Source organism: Nonomuraea rubra (genome assembly GCF_014207985.1).
Lineage (GTDB): Bacteria > Actinomycetota > Actinomycetes > Streptosporangiales > Streptosporangiaceae > Nonomuraea > Nonomuraea rubra.
Genome location: NZ_JACHMI010000001.1, coordinates 4,366,981 through 4,384,214 on the forward strand (window position 1 = coordinate 4,366,981; position 17,234 = coordinate 4,384,214).

17 protein-coding genes are annotated in these 17,234 nt (G+C 72.3%); 2 read left to right on the forward strand and 15 right to left on the reverse strand.

Features of this window, described 5'->3' with window-relative positions; translation table 11 throughout:
- Positions 1 to 5: 5 nt before the first annotated feature.
- Genes HD593_RS19915 through HD593_RS19955 form a run of 9 tightly spaced genes read right to left on the reverse strand, consistent with a single transcriptional unit; the run spans position 6 to position 10,632 of the window.
- Entirely contained in the window at positions 6 to 896 is an 891-nt protein-coding gene (locus HD593_RS19915) for a dihydrodipicolinate synthase family protein (RefSeq protein ID WP_185103573.1), read from the reverse strand.
- A complete protein-coding gene (locus tag HD593_RS19920) occupies positions 893 to 2,218 on the reverse strand; it encodes an aminopeptidase P family protein (RefSeq protein WP_185103574.1) in 1,326 nt (441 codons plus the stop codon). Before HD593_RS19920 ends, HD593_RS19915 begins: the two co-directional genes overlap by 4 nt.
- Positions 2,211 to 3,485: an alpha/beta fold hydrolase gene (locus HD593_RS19925; RefSeq protein WP_246546655.1), complete on the reverse strand. Its 1,275-nt coding sequence runs from the start codon at positions 3,483 to 3,485 to the stop codon at positions 2,211 to 2,213. Before HD593_RS19925 ends, HD593_RS19920 begins: the two co-directional genes overlap by 8 nt.
- A complete protein-coding gene (locus HD593_RS64390) occupies positions 3,482 to 4,294 on the reverse strand; it encodes an ATP-binding cassette domain-containing protein (RefSeq protein WP_185103575.1) in 813 nt (270 codons plus the stop codon). The genes HD593_RS19925 and HD593_RS64390 overlap by 4 nt, the downstream gene beginning before the upstream one ends.
- Positions 4,291 to 5,091 (reverse strand): ABC transporter ATP-binding protein, encoded by an 801-nt coding sequence (locus HD593_RS64395; protein WP_185103576.1) that lies wholly within the window; start codon positions 5,089 to 5,091, stop codon positions 4,291 to 4,293. Before HD593_RS64395 ends, HD593_RS64390 begins: the two co-directional genes overlap by 4 nt.
- The gene (locus tag HD593_RS19940; RefSeq protein WP_246546656.1) at positions 5,088 to 6,086 is read right to left on the reverse strand and encodes an ABC transporter permease; all 999 of its coding nucleotides are present in this window, start codon (positions 6,084 to 6,086) and stop codon (positions 5,088 to 5,090) included. Before HD593_RS19940 ends, HD593_RS64395 begins: the two co-directional genes overlap by 4 nt.
- Positions 6,083 to 7,018 carry an ABC transporter permease gene (locus HD593_RS19945; protein WP_185103577.1) on the reverse strand — a complete coding sequence of 312 codons (936 nt, stop codon included), beginning with the start codon at positions 7,016 to 7,018 and terminating at the stop codon, positions 6,083 to 6,085. The genes HD593_RS19940 and HD593_RS19945 overlap by 4 nt, the downstream gene beginning before the upstream one ends.
- A complete protein-coding gene (locus HD593_RS19950) occupies positions 7,019 to 8,713 on the reverse strand; it encodes an ABC transporter substrate-binding protein (protein WP_185103579.1) in 1,695 nt (564 codons plus the stop codon).
- Complete coding sequence (locus HD593_RS19955) at positions 8,710 to 10,632, reverse strand: glycoside hydrolase family 127 protein (protein WP_185103581.1); 1,923 nt, start codon at positions 10,630 to 10,632, stop codon at positions 8,710 to 8,712. The genes HD593_RS19950 and HD593_RS19955 overlap by 4 nt, the downstream gene beginning before the upstream one ends.
- Positions 10,633 to 10,774: 142 nt before the next feature.
- On the opposite strand from HD593_RS19955, the gene HD593_RS19960 reads away from it, so the two are divergent.
- Positions 10,775 to 11,302 (forward strand): P-loop NTPase family protein, encoded by a 528-nt coding sequence (locus tag HD593_RS19960; RefSeq protein ID WP_221524840.1) that lies wholly within the window; start codon positions 10,775 to 10,777, stop codon positions 11,300 to 11,302.
- A 63-nt stretch (positions 11,303 to 11,365) separates the two neighbouring features.
- On the opposite strand, the gene HD593_RS19965 is transcribed toward HD593_RS19960, so the two are convergent.
- The 5 genes from HD593_RS19965 to HD593_RS19985 form a co-directional block, all read right to left on the reverse strand.
- Complete coding sequence (locus tag HD593_RS19965) at positions 11,366 to 12,250, reverse strand: PPOX class F420-dependent oxidoreductase (protein WP_221524841.1); 885 nt, start codon at positions 12,248 to 12,250, stop codon at positions 11,366 to 11,368.
- Positions 12,251 to 12,346: 96 nt separating this feature from the next.
- Complete coding sequence (locus HD593_RS19970; protein WP_185103582.1) at positions 12,347 to 13,087, reverse strand: GntR family transcriptional regulator; 741 nt, start codon at positions 13,085 to 13,087, stop codon at positions 12,347 to 12,349.
- Between the two features lie 57 nt (positions 13,088 to 13,144).
- Entirely contained in the window at positions 13,145 to 13,984 is an 840-nt protein-coding gene (locus HD593_RS19975) for a TIGR04222 domain-containing membrane protein (protein ID WP_185103584.1), read from the reverse strand.
- Positions 13,985 to 14,128: 144 nt separating this feature from the next.
- The gene (locus HD593_RS19980) at positions 14,129 to 14,827 is read right to left on the reverse strand and encodes an HAD family hydrolase (RefSeq protein WP_185103585.1); all 699 of its coding nucleotides are present in this window, start codon (positions 14,825 to 14,827) and stop codon (positions 14,129 to 14,131) included.
- On the reverse strand, positions 14,824 to 15,561 hold the full coding sequence (locus tag HD593_RS19985) for a hypothetical protein (RefSeq protein ID WP_185103587.1): 738 nt from the start codon (positions 15,559 to 15,561) through the stop codon (positions 14,824 to 14,826). Before HD593_RS19985 ends, HD593_RS19980 begins: the two co-directional genes overlap by 4 nt.
- A 136-nt stretch (positions 15,562 to 15,697) precedes the next feature.
- On the opposite strand from HD593_RS19985, the gene HD593_RS19990 reads away from it, so the two are divergent.
- Positions 15,698 to 16,534 (forward strand): helix-turn-helix domain-containing protein, encoded by an 837-nt coding sequence (locus HD593_RS19990; protein ID WP_185103588.1) that lies wholly within the window; start codon positions 15,698 to 15,700, stop codon positions 16,532 to 16,534.
- 8 nt (positions 16,535 to 16,542) lie between these two features.
- On the opposite strand, the gene HD593_RS19995 is transcribed toward HD593_RS19990, so the two are convergent.
- Positions 16,543 to 17,196, reverse strand: coding sequence for a GntR family transcriptional regulator (locus tag HD593_RS19995; protein ID WP_246546657.1), 654 nt, complete (start codon positions 17,194 to 17,196; stop codon positions 16,543 to 16,545).
- Positions 17,197 to 17,234 lie beyond the last annotated feature (38 nt).

Below are 17,234 nucleotides of genomic sequence, written 5' to 3' on the forward strand. Positions count from 1 at the left end.
GGCGGTCAGCGGTAGCCCTTGGCGAGCACCGCCTCCGTGTCGCGGGTGATCCGGGCCGCGACCTCGGGCGCGAGGGCCAGGCGCGGCGGCCGGCAGGGGCCGCCCCTGCGCCCGGCCAGGTCCATCGACAGCTTGATCGACTGCACGAACTCGGTCTTGGAGTCCCACCGCAGCAGCGGGTGCAGGTCCCGGTAGATGGGCAGGGCCTTGGCCACGTCGCCCGCCACCGCCAGGTGGTAGAGCTCCACGGTGGCGCGGGGAATCATGTTCGGGTAGCCGGCGATCCAGCCGACCGCGCCGGCGATGCCCAGCTCCAGCAGCACGTCGTCCGACCCGACCAGCACGTCCAGCCCGGGCGCCAGCTCGGCGATCTCGTACGCCCTGCGCACGTCCCCGGTGAACTCCTTCACCCCGACGATCAGCCCCTCCTGGTGCAGCTCCGCCAGCAGCGGGGGCGTCAGGTCCACCTTGGTGTCGATCGGGTTGTTGTAGGCCACCACCGGCAGCCCCGCCCTGGCCACCTCGCGGTAGTGGGCGACGACGGCGCGGCGGTCGGCGCGGTAGGCGTTCGGCGGGAGCAGCAGCACCGACGAGGCCCCCGCCTCGGCCGCCTGCTCGGCCCAGCGCCGCGACTCGGCGGACCCGTACGCGGCCACGCCCGGCATGACGTGGAAGCCGTCGGGCGCGGCCTCGACGGCGGTGCGCACCACGCGGGCGCGTTCCTCGTCGGTCAGCGTCTGGTACTCGCCGAGCGAGCCGTTGGGGCACACGCCGTGGCAGCCGCCCTCGGCCAGGAAACGCACGTGCTCGGCGTAGGCGTCGTAGTCGACGGACAGGTCGTCGCCGAAGGGGAGGGCGGTCGCGACGTGCACGCCGTGCCACACAGGGGCGGTCATACGTTCTTCTCCTTGGTCCAGTTCTCCAGCCCGCTCGCGTCGATGGGCAGCGCGGCGGACAGGTTCTCCGCGCCGTCCGCCGTCACGAGCAGGTCGTCCTCGATGCGCACGCCGATGCCGCGCAGCTCCGGCGGCACCGTGCGGTCGTGCGCGTGGAAGTACAGCCCGGGCTCGACGGTCAGCACCATGCCCGGCGCCATGGCCGCCCCGTGGTACGCCTCGGGACGCGAGCGCGCGCAGTCGTGCACGTCCAGGCCCAGATGGTGGCCGATGCCGCAGATCAGGTAGCGGCGGTGGTGCTGGCCGGTGTCCGACAGGGCCTCGTCCACCGACACCGGCAGCAGCCCCCAGTCATGCAGGCCACGCGCGATGACCTCCATGGCCGCGTGGTGGAAGGCGGTGAACGGGCGGCCGGGCGCCACCTGCGCGAGCCCGGCCCGGTGCGCCCGTTCCACCAGGTCGTGCACCTGCCGCTGGGCCGGGCTGAACGCGCCGCCGACGGGGAAGGTGCGGGTGACGTCGGCGGTGTAGTGGGAGCGCGTCTCCACGCCCAGGTCGAGCAGCAGCGCCTCGCCCTCCAGGACGGGGCCGTCGCAGCGCACCCAGTGCAGGGTGGGGGCGTGCGGGCCGCTGCCGACGATGGAGGCGTAGCCGGGGCCGTTGCCGTACGTCCTGGCGTACCGGTCGAACGTGCCCTGCAGCCACCGCTCGCCCCCGCCGGCCACCGCGGCGGGCACCTCGGCGAGCACGGCGGCGAAGCCCTCGACCGTGCGGTCCACGGCCTCGCGCAGCTGCCCGGCCTCCCACTCGTCCTTGATCATGCGCAGCTCGGCGAGCACCCGGCCGACGTCGTCGGCGGGCACGCCGGGATCGGTGAAGTCGGCCAGCGGCAGCACCTCGACGCCGAGCGCGGCCGACCACTCGGCGAGCGACGGGGACGGGCCGACCCACAGCTCGCCGTAGGCGGCGTCGGCGAAGAAGCCGGTCTCGCCGGGGCGGGCGGGCGGCGGCAGGTACAGGGTGGCCGCGCCGTCACGGACGATGGCCACCGCGTGCTCCACCGCGCAGCCGGTCAGCCAGTAGAAGTCGCTGTCCACGCGGAAGTCGTAGGCGGTGTCGTTGCTGCGGACCGGCGCGTGGCCGGCCTTCACCACGACGGTCCGGCCGGGCAGCGCCGCGGCGAGCCTGGCCCGGTGGGCGGCGGCGGCCTCGGCCGCGCCGGGGACCACGTCCGGCGTGCGGGCGGGGGAGTCCCAGCCCTGGGCGATGTACTGGGTGAACGCGGGGATGTCGACCAGTTTGGGCAGCTTGCCGTCACCCATCGGTGAGTCCTCCTCCTAGCTCGCGGACGAGCTGCGTCAGGCGGGCGAAGACGCGTTCCTCGCCGATGCCGTCGTGCTCGTACTCGTTGGTGACCCAGGCCTGCGTGTTGCCCACCCGGGAGGCGGTGTCCAGTTGCAGGCCCGAGTCGACGTACATGTCGTCGAAGTAGACGGCGGCGGCCACCGGCACGTCGTTGGCGGCCAGCCGGTCCACGTCGTACAGCGGCGGCCAGTCGTCCCGCTCGGCGAGCAGCTCGACGGCGCCGCGGAAGGGGCGCAGCGCGCGGATCTCCTGGAACATCCAGGGATAGATCATCTCCCCGGTGAACAGCAGCGGCCTGGCGTCCTCGGCGAAGGCGGGGTGGCAGGCGCGCTCGCGCTGGGCCGCCCACGCGGTCGCGCCGGCCCCGTGCCCGTAGATGCTCTCCTGCAGCGCGGCGAACAGCGGGTTGTCGGCGTAGGAGGAGCGGGCCAGCACCTGGTGCAGGAACGTCTCCGGCAGCCCGTCCGATTCGTCCAGCAGCCAGTGCATGCGCTCGTAGCCGGGCTTCATGCCGAAGTCGATGCCCAGCGACTGCAGCCGCCGAACGGTCAGCGTGTCACCGTCGGGCAGCAGCACGCCGCCCTCGGCCAGCCGGTCGGCCAGCCGCGCCGTCGTCTCGGCGTGGTGCGGGTAGCGGCGGTAGAACTCGGCGTTCTTGGCCGCCACCCGCGGGTACGTGCGCCGGTAGACCTCGGCGGCGTCCGGGTCGAGCGACGGCAGGCCGCCCGCCACGTAGCAGGCGCTGAGCCCCTCGGGCGCGTTCGACAGGTACGTGAGCGTCAGGAAACCCCCGTAGCTCTGCCCCAGCGTCGACCAGCGCCGCCCGCCGAACACCGTCCTGCGCAGGTGCTCCGCGTCGGCGACGATCGAGTCGGCGCGGAAGCGCGCCAGGTAGTCGGCGCCCTCCCGCGCGCCGAGCGCGCTCATCACCCGGCCGTCGATGCGCGAGCTGCGGCCCGTGCCCCGCTGGTCGAGCAGGATCACCCGGTACGACTCCAGCGCCCGCCCCAGCCAGCCCGAGGTGCCGACCGGGCGGGGCCCCTTGCCGCCGGGCCCGCCCTGAAGGTAGAGCAGGCAGGGCAGGTCCTCGCCGTCGCGGGCCGGGTCCACCAGCTCGCGGGCGAACACCGTGATGGTCGCCTCCGGGTCGGCCCAGTCCAGGGGCACCCGTTCGACGTGGTCGCGCACCCGCATCCCGGGGATGGTGTACGTCGCGGTGATCAAGACCTCTCCCTCCTGCGGCGGTCCCACTCCGGGTCGATCCGGGGGACGGCCGCCAGCAGCGTGCGCGTGTACTCGTCCTGCGGATCGCGGAAGACCTGCTCGGCGGGCCCGAGCTCGACGATCCGGCCCTTGCTCATGACCGCCACCCGGTGCGCGATCTGCCGCACCACGGCCAGGTCGTGGGCGATGAACACGTAGCTGAAGCCGCTCTCGCGCTGCAGCCGCCGCAGCAGCTCGATCACCTGCGCCTGCACCGACACGTCCAGCGCCGACACGGCCTCGTCGCAGATCACCAGCTTGGGGTTGACGGCCAGCGCGCGGGCGATGCCGATGCGCTGCGCCTGCCCGCCGGAGAACTGCGCGGGGTAGCGCAGCGAGTGGTCCGGGTTGAGCCCGACCCGCTCCATCAGCTCCTTGGCGTGCTCGCGGCGGCTGCCCTTGGGGGCGAGGCCCTGGTAGACCAGCGGCGCCATGAGGATGCGCTCCACCGTGTGGCGGGGGTTCAGCGAGGAGAACGGGTCCTGGAAGACGACCTGCACGTTCGCGCGGAAGCGGGCCAGTGCCGCGCCTCTGGCGTGCGTGACGTCCTCGCCCTCGAACTCCAGCGTGCCCCCGCTCGGGTCCATCAGCTTGGCGATCATACGGGCGGTGGTGGACTTGCCGCTGCCCGACTCGCCGACGACGGCCAGCGTCTCGCCCAGCCGTACCTCGAAGCCGACCTGGTCCACCGCGGTGAACTCGGCCCTGGCGCCCAGCGGGCCGCGCGAGACGAACCGCTTGGTCAGGCCCTCGGCACGCAGCAACGTCATAGGACCACCTCATCGTCGATGCGCGGGATGCTGTCCAGCAACATCCGGGTGTAGTCGTGCTCCGGCTCGGCGAAGACCTGCTCGGCGGTGCCGTACTCGACCTGCTCGCCGCGCCGCATCACCAGGACGCGGGTCGCGATCGAGCTGATCACGGCCAGGTCGTGGGTGATGAACACCAGGCCGGTGCCGCTCTCCCGCTGCAACGCGGCCAGCAGGCGCAGGATCTGGGCCTGGACGGTCACGTCCAGCGCGGTCGTGGGCTCGTCGGCGATCAGCAGCGCCGGCTCGCACACCAGCGCCATCGCGATCATGACGCGCTGCCGCTGGCCGCCGGAGAACTGGTGCGGGTAGTAGTTCACGCGCCGCTCGGGCTCGGGCAGGCCGACGCGCCCGAGCGCCTCCACGGCGACCTGGCGCGCGGCCTTCCTGGAGCCGCCGCGGTGCGCCCGGTACATCTCCTCGATCTGCAGGCCCACGGTGTAGTACGGGTTCAGCGACGACAGCGGATCCTGGAAGACCATCGACATCCGGTCGCCGCGCAGCTTCCGCAGCTCCCGGTCGGAACGGCCGAGCAGCTCGGCGCCGTCCAGCCGGATGCTGCCGCTGGTCCGCGCGCCCTTGGGCAGCAGGCCCATGATCGCCAGGCTGGTCATCGACTTGCCGGAGCCGGACTCGCCGACGATGCCGACCGTCTCGTCCCTGCCGACCGTGAACGACACGCCCTTGACCACGTCGACCGGCCCGCGCGTGGTCGGGAAGGTGACGGTGAGGTCCTCCACGACAAGCAGTTCGCTCATGGGGTCGTGATCCTCACTCTCGGGTCCAGCCTCGTGTAGACGAGGTCCACCAGCACGTTGCCGATCACCACGAAGAACGCCGCCAGCAGCGTGACCGCCATGATGACCGGCTGGTCGTTCTTGGCGATCGAGTCGGCGGCCATCTTGCCGACGCCGTTCAGCCCGAACACGGTCTCGGTGATCAGCGCGCCGCCGAGCAGCGCGGCGAAGTCCATGCCGAAGATCGTCGCGATCGGCGTCAGCGCCGGGCGCAGCGCGTGCCTGCGCATGGTCAGCGCCGGGCTGAGGCCCTTCGACCTGGCGGTGCGCATGAAGTTCTCCGCCAGGGTGTCGATCACGTTGGCGCGGGTGAGCCGGGCGTACAGGCAGGCGTAGCCGGTGGCGAGCACGATCCACGGCATCAGGTACGACTGGAACCACACCACCGGGTCGTCGGAGAACGCCACGGCCTGCGGGAACGGCAGCACCTGGAGCTGCACGACGAGCACGTACTGCAGGGCCAGCGCCAGCACGTAGTTGGGGATGCTGGAGCCGCCGAGCGCCAGCCCCATCGCGGTGCGGTCCCACCAGGTGCCCTCCTTGACCGCGCTGAGCAGCCCCGCGGCGATCCCGACGAGCAGCCACAGCACGGCCGCGCCGATCGCGACCGTGGCGCTGACCGGCAGCCGCTCCACCACCATGTCCATCACGGACTGGTTGGTCTGGAAGCTGTAGCCCAGGCACGGCGCGGCGCAGTGCACGAGGTTCGCGCCCTCGCCGTAGTCGCGGCCGGCGAAGATGCCGCCGAGGAAGCCGAGGAACTGCGTCAGGAACGGCTGGTTGAGCCCCAGCACGTCGCGGATCTGGTCGATGCGCTCCGGCGTGCACGTCTTCCCGCAGATCATCACCGCCGGGTCCGGCTGCAGGGTGAAGAACAGCACGAACGTGAACAGGCACACCAGGAAGAGGATCACCACGACGCCGGCCAGGCGTCCGATCACGTAGCGCGCCATCATGAGGCGTCCCCCGCGTCGAAGGCGGCCCGGATCCTGTCGCCCAGCACCGTCAGCGACAGCACCGTGAGGAACAGGAACGCGCCGGGAATGACGAAGTACATCGGGTCGACGACGTACCAGCCGACCGAACTGGAGATCATCTGACCCCACGACGGGGTGGGCGGCGTGACGCCGACCCCCAGGAACGACAGCCCCGCCTCCGTGCCGACGTAGCCGGGCACGGCCAGGGTGGTCATCACGATCAGGGAGCTGCGCAGGTTCGGCAGGATCTCCTTGAACACGAGCTGCCCCGTCGAGGCGCCCGAGGCCCGCGCGGCCTCCACGAACTCCCGGTTCACCAGCGTGAGCGTCTGCCCGCGCACCACCCGGGCCAGGTACGGCCAGCCGAACACGCTGATCACCACGACCAGCAGCACCGGCCGGTTGCCCTGCGGCAGCGCGGACAGGATCGCGATCATGAAGATGAGCGCGGGGAACGCCATCAGGAAGTCCATGACCCGGCAGATCACCTGGTCCACCCAGCCCTGGTAGAACCCGGCCAGCATGCCCAGCACCACGCCGAGCAGCGTGGTGAGCGCCGTGGCGGAGACCGCGATGATCAGGGAGACCCGGGCCCCGTACGCGATGCGGGCCAGGATGTCGCGGCCGTTCTGCGGCTCGACGCCCAGCAGGTGCTCGGCGCTGATGCCGCCGAGCGAACCGTAGGGCACCCCGCCCAGGTCGGTGTTGACCGCGGCCGTGTCGAAGTCGTTGGGGCCGTGCCCGGTGATCGCGCTGATCAGCGGCGCGCCGATCGCCATCAGCACGATCAGCGCGAGGTAGGCGCCGCTGACCACGGCGCCCCGATCACGCAGCAGCACGCGGAGAACGCGCCGGCCCGAGGTGGCGGGCGCGCCGCCCGCCACCTGCTCTGGATGCGCTGCGACCGTCATCTACTTCGTCGGCTTCGCCAGCCCGACGGTGACCAGGTCGACGCCGCCGGAGTAGGAGTTGGACTGGTAGGCGCCCGCGATGTTCGCGCCGTTGACCAGGATCAGCTTCTCGTAGGCCAGCGGCACGACCGGCGCCAGCTCCATGATCTGCTTGTCCAGCTCGCCGTAGGCCGCGTTGGCCTGCTCGACGTCGGTCATCGCGGCGATCTCGTCGATCTTGGCGTTGATCGCCTTGTCGTTGAGCTGGGCGAGGTTGGAGTTGCCCTTGGCGGTGATGTTGCGGCCGTCGAACAGCGGCGGCAGGAACGTCGCGCCGGACGCCCAGTCGGGGCACCAGCCGGTCACGGCCATGTCGCTCTGCTTGGCCGGGGTGCCGATGACCTCGTAGTACGTCGAGGCGTCGATGTTGTTGATCTTGACGTCGATGCCCACCTGCTTCAGCGCCTCCTGGACGGCGACCGAGACCGCCGCCATCTTCGGCTGCGCCCTGCCGTCCAGGGTCAGCGAGAACCCGCCCGACAGGCCCGCCTCGGCCAGCAGCTTCTTGGCCTGCTCGACGTTGTGCGGGTACGGGTCGTAGTCCACCCGGCCGGCGACCGTGGGCGGCTGGATCGAGGTGCCCTTCTGCGCCAGCAGCGACCCGCCCATCGCCGCCACGATGGTGTCCTTGTCGATCGCGTAGTTGATCGCCTGGCGCACGCGCACGTCGTTCAGGGGCTTCTTGGTGGTGTTCAGGCCCATGTAGGTCGTGCAGCCGTTGAGCCCGGACAGCGTGCGCGCCTTGATCTGCGGCGTCTGCACCCGCGCCACGGTCGCCGCCTGGATGCTCGGGCCGAGCGCGTCGGCGTCGGTGCCTTGCCCGGCCAGCAGGCGCTCGTCGATCGTGGCCGCGTCCAGGCCGAACGTCCACTCGAACGCGTCCGGCTTGGCCGTGCGCACCTGGTCGGTCTCCTGCTTCCACTGCGGGTTGCGCACCAGCTTCAGCGACGCGTTGCGCTGGTAGCTCGCGACCTTGTACGGCCCGCTCGCGATCGGCTTGGTGTCGAACGCCGCGCCCGCCCCGGTGCCCTTGGGGAACGGGGTGAAGTTCGCCAGCGCCAGCGCGCTCGGGAAGTCGGCGTACGGCTTCTTGAGGTGGATGACGACCGTCTTGTCGTCCGGCGTCTCGATCGTGTCCAGGTCGCCCGACAGGTACGGCCCCTTGTAGTCCTTCGGCGCGTCGAGCAGCAGCTTGCCGTACGGCGAGCCGATGCCCGCCTCCGGGTCGAAGGCCCGCGAGAAGCCGAACTTGACCGCCTCGCTGGTGATCGGCGTGCCGTCCTCGAAGAAGAGGTTGTCCTTCAGCGTGAACGTCCACGTCTTGGCGTCGCTGGACGGCGTGCCCGTGTCGGTCGCGAGGTCCGGCACGATCTTCGTGCCCTCGGCCCCCGGGCCGGCGCCGAACGTCGTCAGCCCCCGGTAGATGAGCCGGTAGAAGTTGTTCACGCCGCCGTCGAAGCCGCGTACCGGGTCCAGGTGGGAGAAGTCCGAGATGGCCAGGACGCGTACCGTGCCGCCCGTCGCGGGGGCCGCCGATGAGCCGGCCGCGCCGGTGCCGGTGCCCGGGCCTGGGGCCGTGCCGCCGCCACCGCCGCACGCCGACAGTGCCAGCACGGCGGTCATCGTGACGCTCGTGAGCGCCGCCGATCTCCTCATTTCGCCTTCTTTCCGTAGGTTGCGTCGGGGGTCCTGACCCAGACCCGCATGGCTTCGGGGCCGCGGTTGCCCCAGAGGAAGTAGGGGACGAAGGTCGCCGTGACCGTCGTCTCCGGGAGCGCCTGCTCCAGCGGGAGCTCCGGGTAGAGCTCGGCGGAGGGCGGGGGAGCGGCGGTGGCGGTGAGGGTCAGCACCACGGCCTCGTCCCGCCGGCCGATGTTCGCGTTGACAATGTCGGGTACGCCGATCACCAGGTCGTCCACGGCGGCGTCCGGGCTGTCCTGTTGCTCCACGCAGTAGACGAGCGGGCCGCGGGCCAGGCTGACCGTGCCCCTGGTGGCGTCGAGGTGGGGGTGCGAGCCGTGCGCCCTGACCGGCATCGGCAGCGTGAGCCGTACCTCGTCGCCGGCCTTCCACCGGCGCTCGACGCGCAGCCAGCCGTCCACCGGCTCTGCCACCAGCGGCTCGCCGTTGATCGTGAGCGTCGCGCCGCGGGACCAGGCCGGGATGCGCAGGAGCAGCCCGTACGGCCCGTCCGGCGCCCGCTCGACCGTGAGCCGCACGTCGCCGTCCCACGGGTAGGCGGTCTCCACCGCCAGGTCCAGCTCCGTGCCCTCGATCCGGCCCTCGGCGTAGGCGGCGACCAGCAGCGCGCCGTCCCGCTCGGCCGCCACGTAGTCGGCGAGCTGGGCCATCCAGCGCACGATGTTCGGCGGGCAGCACGGGCAGGTGAACCAGGCGCGGCGCAGCGGCTCGCCGCCGGCCTCCGCGCCGCTGCGCTGCTCGTGGTCGGGACGGCGCTGCAGCGGGTTGTCGTAGAAGAACGCCCGGCCGTCCGCCGACAGGCCCACGGCGTAGGCGTTGTAGAGCACGCGCTCGAACACGTCGAGGTACGTGGCGCCGCCCGTGGCCAGGAACATCCGCCAGGCCCACTGCATGACCGCGATGGCCGCGCAGGTCTCGCTGTAGGCGCGCTCGGACGGCAGCTCGTACCGGTCGCCGATCGCCTCGTCGGAGTGGCGGCTGCCGAGGCCGCCGGTGACGTACAGCTTGGTCGCCACCATGTCGTCCCAGAGCCGCTCCAGCGCCTCGAACAGCGACCGGTCGCCGGTCTCCAGGTGCACGTCGGCCGCGCCGGCCGCCAGGTACGCCATCCGCACCGCGTGCCCCGTCACCGACGGCAGCTCGCGGAAGGGCAGGTGGTCCTGGAAGTAGTCGCTGGCGAAGATGCTGTGCTTGAGCTGCCCGGAGCCGCGCCGGTCCACGAACGCGGCGGCCAGGTCGAGATAGGCACGCCGCCCGGTCTCCCTGAACAGCTCGACCAGCGCCATCTCCACCTCGGGATGGCCGCACACCCCCTCGTCCGCGAACCGCTCCACGACCAGGTCCGCGAACCGCCGCGCCACCCGCAGCAGCCGATCGTCGCCCATCCGGCGCGCCGCGGCCACGGCGGCCTGGACGAGGTGACCCAGGTTGTACAGCTCGTGCCCCCAGGACAGGTCCTCCCACGGCTTCTTCGTGGCGGCCGGGTCCTGGAAGAAGGAGTTGAGGTAGCCGTCCTCGGCCTGGACCCGCTCCAGGAGGCCGACGACCTCCTCGAAGAACTCCCGTACGGGCTCCCCCGCGCGGCCGTCGCCCAGCTCGTAGGCCAGCCCTTCCAGGGTCTTGTACAGGTCGGTGTCCAGGAACGGGTAGCGGCCGCGGTACGGCGCCGGGTCCTGCTCCAGGAGGCGGCCCAGGTTGGCGACGTTGCCCGCCGCGCGGAGCTGCTCGATGGTGTGCGGGATCGTGGCCGTGCCGTTCCGGCGCTGCCAGTGGTGCAGCAGACCACCGGTGATCCGCACGCCCGGGAGCGGCCGTACGGCCCCGGCGGACGTGCGTACGGCACCGGACAGCGGCTTGACCTGCTTAGACGTCATGAACCTTCCCAGTAATGTGTGGCATTGCACTGAACGATAGGTGTCTGGGAGGTGTGTTGCCAAGGGTTGCGGGGGTGACGAAAAGAGAAAGTAACCCGTCCGGAATCTGGGACAGGGAAGCGCGGACGGCTACAGTGGCGCGGTGCGACGCGTATCCGTGGTGGGCAACAGCGGCTCGGGAAAGTCCACGCTGGCGGCCGGTCTGGCGGCGCGCCTCGGCGTGCCGTGGCTCGAACTGGACTCCATCTTCCACATGCGGGACTGGACGCCGCGGCCGGAGCAGGAGTTCCGCGCCGAGGTCGACGCGTTCACCTCCGGCGGCGGGTGGGTGGTGGACGGCAACTACTCCGCCGTACGCGACCTGGTGTGGCGGCGGGCCGACACCGTGGTCTGGTTCGACCTGCCCAGGCGTACGGTGATGCGCCAGCTCGCCGCCAGGACACTGCGCCGGATGGCCACGGGGGCCGAGCTGTGGAACGGTAACAAGGAGTCGTTCCGCTTCCTGCTCGACAGGAACGAGTCGATCCTCCATTGGGCGTGGACCAAGCACGCGACCTACCGGGACCGCTACCACCGCGCAGCCGTCGATCCGGTGAACGCGCATCTGACGTTCGTCCGCATCGCCTCCAGGGCCGACGCCGAGAGCCTGCTGAGCGCCGGCGCCCCGTGAACCCCCGGCGCGGTCCCACCGGGCCTGGCCGGTCACCTCCGGCGTGCCGACGATCCGGCGGAGTCAGCGGGCCGTCCGCGACTCCGTCCCTGGGTGCGCCGGCGGTTCCCCGGTAGGGGGCCGGTCGCCGAGCGGGGTCAGCGCGAGGTGGGCCGTCCGGCCGAACCTCGCGCGGCCCAGGCGGTGCGCCAGGGGCACGAGCACGCCGTGCAGCATCGGGTACTTGCGGGCGAGCAGCCGCCCGGCGTGCCGGAACTCGGCGCCGTCGAGCAGCCGGGCCGACATGCGCACCGCCGGGCCCGTCGCCCTGCCCGACCCGGTGCACGGGGCGATCTCCACCACGGGGTTGTTGCGGATCCGCTTGATCTTGCCGCCCTCGCCGGGGCTGCGCACGTACGCGCGGTCCCCGTCGACCACCACGCTGACCGGCGCACCGACCGGCCTGCCGTCACGCCGGAAGCTGGTCAGCAGGATCGTCTTCTGGCGGACGAACGGCGCCAGCGCCGCGCTCGTGACGGTCGTGGCGACCTCGCCGGCCACCCAGCCGAGCCCGCGCATCCGCACCAGCAACGCGGCGAGCACCACCAGCGAACCCATCCCCAGGACCCACGGATCCCAGCCGTGCCCGCCGGCTTCGAGATCGATCGCGTGGTTGACGGCGTGCAGGCTGTTGCCGGCCAGGAACCCGGCCAGCACGACGGCCACCACGTCGGCCCAGACGGCGGCGAGGAGCAGCGTCACCCCGATCCCGATGCTGAACGCCCCGGCGTCGTGCACGAAGTGCGGGTGGTACGCGAAGCCGGTGAAGGCGGCGAACGAGCGCGGCGCGAGCTCCGCCCACCCGCCGCCGGCGAGCATCACCAGCCCGGAGACGATCAGGACCATTGCAGGGAACGCCCGTGACGGCCCGCCCATCGCCGCCGGGCCGATCCGATCCGCCGAACCCATCCGGTGCCTCCTCGCACCTCCCGCCTGACCGCGGCGACGGTCCCCACTGCCCCCGGCGAGCCGCTTCATGCCATCGGCAGGCCGAATCACTGCCAGTCAGCGCTCGATGAGCGTGACCTCCAGGGAGTAGTGGGAGGCGCGGTAGACGTGCGAGCCGTGCTCGACGGCGCGGCCCTGGTCGTCGTAGGTGGTGCGGACCATCGTCAGCAGCGGCGCCCCGCGGCGCTCCTCCAGCAGCCGGGCCTCGGCCTGGGTGGCCGCCCTGGCGCCGATGCGCTGGTTGGCGACCCGCATCCGCACCCCCGCGCCGCGCAGCAGCTCGTACAGGCCGCGCCCCTCCAGGTCGGCCGGCGTGAGCGGGGCCAGCCCCTGCGGCAGCCAGTTGTGCAGGACGGCCAGCGGCTCACCGGCCGCGAACCGCACCCGCTCCAGGTAGAGGATCTGCGCGCCAGGCTGCACGCCCAGGATCGGCGCGATCTCCTCCTCCACCGGCCGCGACTCCAGCGCCAGCACCTGCGTGGCCGGCTCCTGACCCGCCCTGCGCAGGTCGTCGTAGAGGCTCGTCAGCTCGACCGAGCGCTTGACCTGGCCGTGCACCACCTGGGTGCCGACACCGCGCTTGCGCACCAGCAGGCCCTTGTCCACCAGGTACTGGATCGCCTGCCGGATCGTGGGCCGCGACAGGCCCAGCTTGTCGGCCAGCAGGATCTCGTTGTCCAGCCGCGAGCCGGGGGCCAGGTCGCCGCGGCGGATCGCCTCCGCGATCTGCTCGGCCACCTGGAAATAGAGCGGCACGGGACTGGACCGGTCCAGGTCGATGGCCAGGTTCGCGGTCATGCTGATCAGCTTAACCGACGTCAGAATGTCCTGACAAACGTGTCGTGCGCGGGTGTCTCAGGCATCTCCGCCGCCGCAGCCGCACCCGCCGTCCCCGCCCGCGTCGCCGTCCCCGTCGTCGTCCCCGTCGTCGTCCGCCCTGCCGCGTTCGGGTGCGGGGGCGGGCACGGTCTCGGGCGGGCGCTCGCCCCGGATCACGTACGACTCCAGGCTGCCGTCATGGTCGGGGTGCGCGGCCAGCACCTGCTGGTGGACCGCCTCGCCCAGCAGCGTCCTGTCATCGGCGGGCGTCCTCATCCACTCGATGACCATCAGGAACGCCACGGTGAGCGGCGGCGCGAGCAGCGCCGGCCACCACTGCCCGAGCCGGGGCCACACCGGCTCTCCCGTCAGCAGATCGCCGGCGGTGTCGATCGCGAGCAGGAAGGTGGAGATGTTCGTGCACAGCACCGGGATCACGGTCAGCCCCGACAGGATGAGCGTCCACGACATCCAGCCGGGACGCAGCAGCCCGCGCCGTACGAGCTCGGCCCGCATCCGGGACTCCAGCGGCGGCCAGCCGGGCGCGACCGCGATCTCCCCGCGGGTGGCGCGGCCCGCCCGCGCGGCCAGGAAGTCCAGCACCAGGCGTTCGGCAGGCTCCTCGGCGGAGGCGCCGGCGACCGCGGTGCACAGGCCCGAGCGGGATTCGCGGACGGCGTTCCGCCTGACCAGCGCGGTGATCGCCGTGTGTGCGAGCGAGTGGCGGCCCTTGACGAACACGGCCAGCTCGCACGCGCTCCTGAGCTCGTCCGCCGTGCCGTGCCGGAGCCGCCACCGCAGCAGGCACTCCACCAGGACGAGTGCCACGACGGCCACCAGGCCGAGGGCGAGCACGGCTGCGACGATCACCACCATCGGGCACCTCCGGGTGCGGGACCGCTGTACCGAAGATAACCGCGTCAGCGCCGTCCGGGTATGCCGATGGCCGCGTCAGCGCGGTCCGGGCATGCCGTGGTCCGTGATGACCGCGTCAGCGCCGCCGGGTACCCCGTGCTCCGTTCAGCGCGCGACGAGCCGCGGCAGCTCCGACAGGGACGTGATGCGGGGGAACCCGCCGGGCGGCGGGCCGGCCGCGAGCCGGTCCAGCCAGACCGAGCGCATCCCGGTCACCGCGGGGCCCGTCACGTCGTTCTCCACGTCGTCGCCCACCAGCAGCACCTCCTCCGGCGCCAGCCCCAGCGCCGCGGCGGCCCCGGTGTAGCAGGCGGGGGCGGGCTTGAAGTGCCCGCCCAGGACCTCGCCCGTCAGCACCGGCCCGACCAGCCCCGCCAGCCCGATCGTGCGGACCTTCTCCTCCTGCATCGGCAGCGTGCCGTTGGTCAGCACCCCGAGCGCGTACCCGCCCAGCCCCGCCAGCGCCCCGGCCACGTCGGGGAACGCCGCCCAGTGCCGCCGGTACAGCTCGGCGAAGCCCGCGTACGCCTCGTCCAGGTCGCCGGGCACGGGCACGGCCAGCTCGGCGCAGAGCGCGGCCAGCCGCAGCCGCCGCTGCTCCTCCACCGAGCACCGCCCCGCCTGCCACATCGCCAGGTACGGCCCCTCCAGCGCCGCCCAGACCGCCGCCGCCTCCTCCAGGCGCGGATGGCCGGGGAACCGCCCCGCCACCCACGCCGTGATGCCGGCGTCGGCGGCGCCGCGATGGTCGAACAGGGTGCCGTCGAGGTCGAACAGGATGCCCTTGATCCCCGGCCGGGTCACTGGGCCGCTTCCGCGAGGATGCGGGCGGCCGTCTCCCGTGGCGGGTAGCCGAGCGTGAGGCCGCGCACCGACAGGGCGGCCTGCGCGAACAGCGGCTCGGCGTCCTCCGTGAGCACGTAGTTCAGCGCGGGGGAGCTGGACCGGTGGGCGTCCAGCGCCTGCGCCTCCCGTTCTGCCAGCTCCTTCGGCAGCGCCTCGCGGTAGTCGGCGATCAGCGCGTCGAGGTCGAAGAGCTGCGCGTACCGCTCCGACGTGCCGGCCACCACCCGCACCAGCTCGCCGTCCGCCTCGGCCTCCAGCCGGGCGCGGTAGACCAGGTTCGTGCCGCCGGCCTTGGCGAACCAGCGCATCGCCTCGCCGGCGGGCAGCGTGAACGCCCCGTACGGCTTGCGCGCGTACAGCAGCGCCTCGGCGATCCACCGGTCGCACCACAGCTCGTCGCGGTAGGGTGCCGGGGCGTGCGGATCGACGGACAGGCCCTGCGCCAGCACCGGGTTCCAGGCCGACACCATCGGGCTGCTGAACCGCGGCATGCGCGGGCCGCGCCAGTGGCTCAGCGGGTAGCCGTACCAGACGGTCACCACCTCGACCCGGCGCTTGGGCAGGGGGCGCTCGTAGGTGCCGTTCATGATCTGGCCGCCGTCAGGATGCCGCCACGGTCCGGGGGCGAGGCCGAGGTCTGTGGGGGCCGGAGGAGTCCGGTAGTCGGGATGGAGTATCCACGCGTCCGCCACAGTTTCTCTGCCTTTCCGATTGGCGTATGCATGACGTGTCTGACCACTAGAGTGGCCATCGTGCAACACCCGTCACTCGGTTTCAATAGACCAGGTGTAAAGGCTGATATTTGTCATCGATGGTTGTGACAGACGTATGCAGTTAAGCGTTGTCGCGGCCCGGCTCTGCTCGTTGCGCGCGGCGGCCCGGCTGTCGATGAAGGCCGCGGCGGACGCCGCGGGGCTCAACACCTCCACGATCTTCCGGATCGAGCACGGGCTGGTGGCGCCGCGCGAGGCCACCGTACGCACCCTGCTGGAGCTGTACGGCCACGGCGAGCACACGCCGCGGCTGCTGTCGCTGCTGCGGGAGGAGCGGGTGCCCGGCTGGTACGACGCCCCCGGGGTGCCGCTGGCGCTGTCGGCGTTCCTGGAGATGGAGGATCAGGCGCAGATCATCTACACGTACTGCCCGATGCAGGTGCCCGCGCTGCTGCAGGCGCCGGCGTACGCGCTGTCCGCCGCGCTGGCCGGGCTGCCCGCCGGAGCCACCTACGAGCGGGCGGCCGGCGCGGCGGAGCTGGTCGCGATCCGGCAGCGGGTGCTCGACCGGCACCAGGGGCCGCACCTGTGGGCGGTGCTCGACCGGGCGGCGCTGACCGACCCGCCGCTGAGCCGGGCCGAGGACCGGCTCGCCCAGCTCGACGCGCTCACCAAGGCCGCCAGGCAGCCGCACCTGGCCGTGCAGGTCGCCCGGCCCGTCAGCGAGAGCGGGTACCTCTACCAGGGGCCGCCGTTCACGCTGCTGCGCTTCCCCGAGCAGGACCGGCCCGACGCGCTGGTGCTGCACCTGCTGCACGCCCCGGTCGTCATCGAGGACCGGCGGCGGGTCGAGGAGCACCAGCAGGCGTTCGCGCGGCTGTCGCTGTCGGCGCTGCCCGTGGAGTCCACCCCCGACGTGCTGGACGAGGTCCGCGCCACGCTGCCGGGCTGAGCTCGTCGTCAGTGGTGCTGGCGGAACTCGCCGGCGCGGCGCACGTGGTCGATCATGATGCGTTCGGCCGTCTCCGCGTCGCCCGACTCCAGGGCCGCCAGGATGCCTTCGTGCGCTTCCAGCTGCGCCTTGACCTGCGTCTCGTCCAGCCACAGTGACGCCTCGGCGGGCACGGGGAAGCTGTTGCGCACCGACCTGGCGTGCGCGCCCAGGAAGGCGGGGCCGCCGATGTCGACGATGCGCAGGTGGAAGCGCCTGCTCTGCTCGCCGAGCCGGTCGTGTCTGCCCCGCGCGGCGTCCTCGGCCATCGAGGCGTGCAGCTCGCGCAGCCCGGCCAGCTCCTCCGCCGTGATCCTGGCCGCCGCCAGCCGCGCTCCCAGCCCTTCGACGACGGCGCGCACCCCGTAGTACTCGGCCAGCGCCTCGTCGCCCAGGTCCACCACGGTCGCGCCGTGATGGGCCTCGTAGCTGATCAGCCGGTCCTTCTCCAGCCTGCGCAGCGCCTCGCGCACGGGCGTGACGGACACCCCGAGGCGCTTGGCCACCTCCCCGGCCCGCAAGGCCGTGCCCCCGGGGATCCGGCCGGTGCGGATCTCCTCCAGGAGCACGCTGTAGACGTACTCGGCCTTGCTCATGGGCGGCCGGGGCTCGGTGGCTGACATGTCCTCAAGTGTCTCGCAGAACGGGCACGTTCTTGACC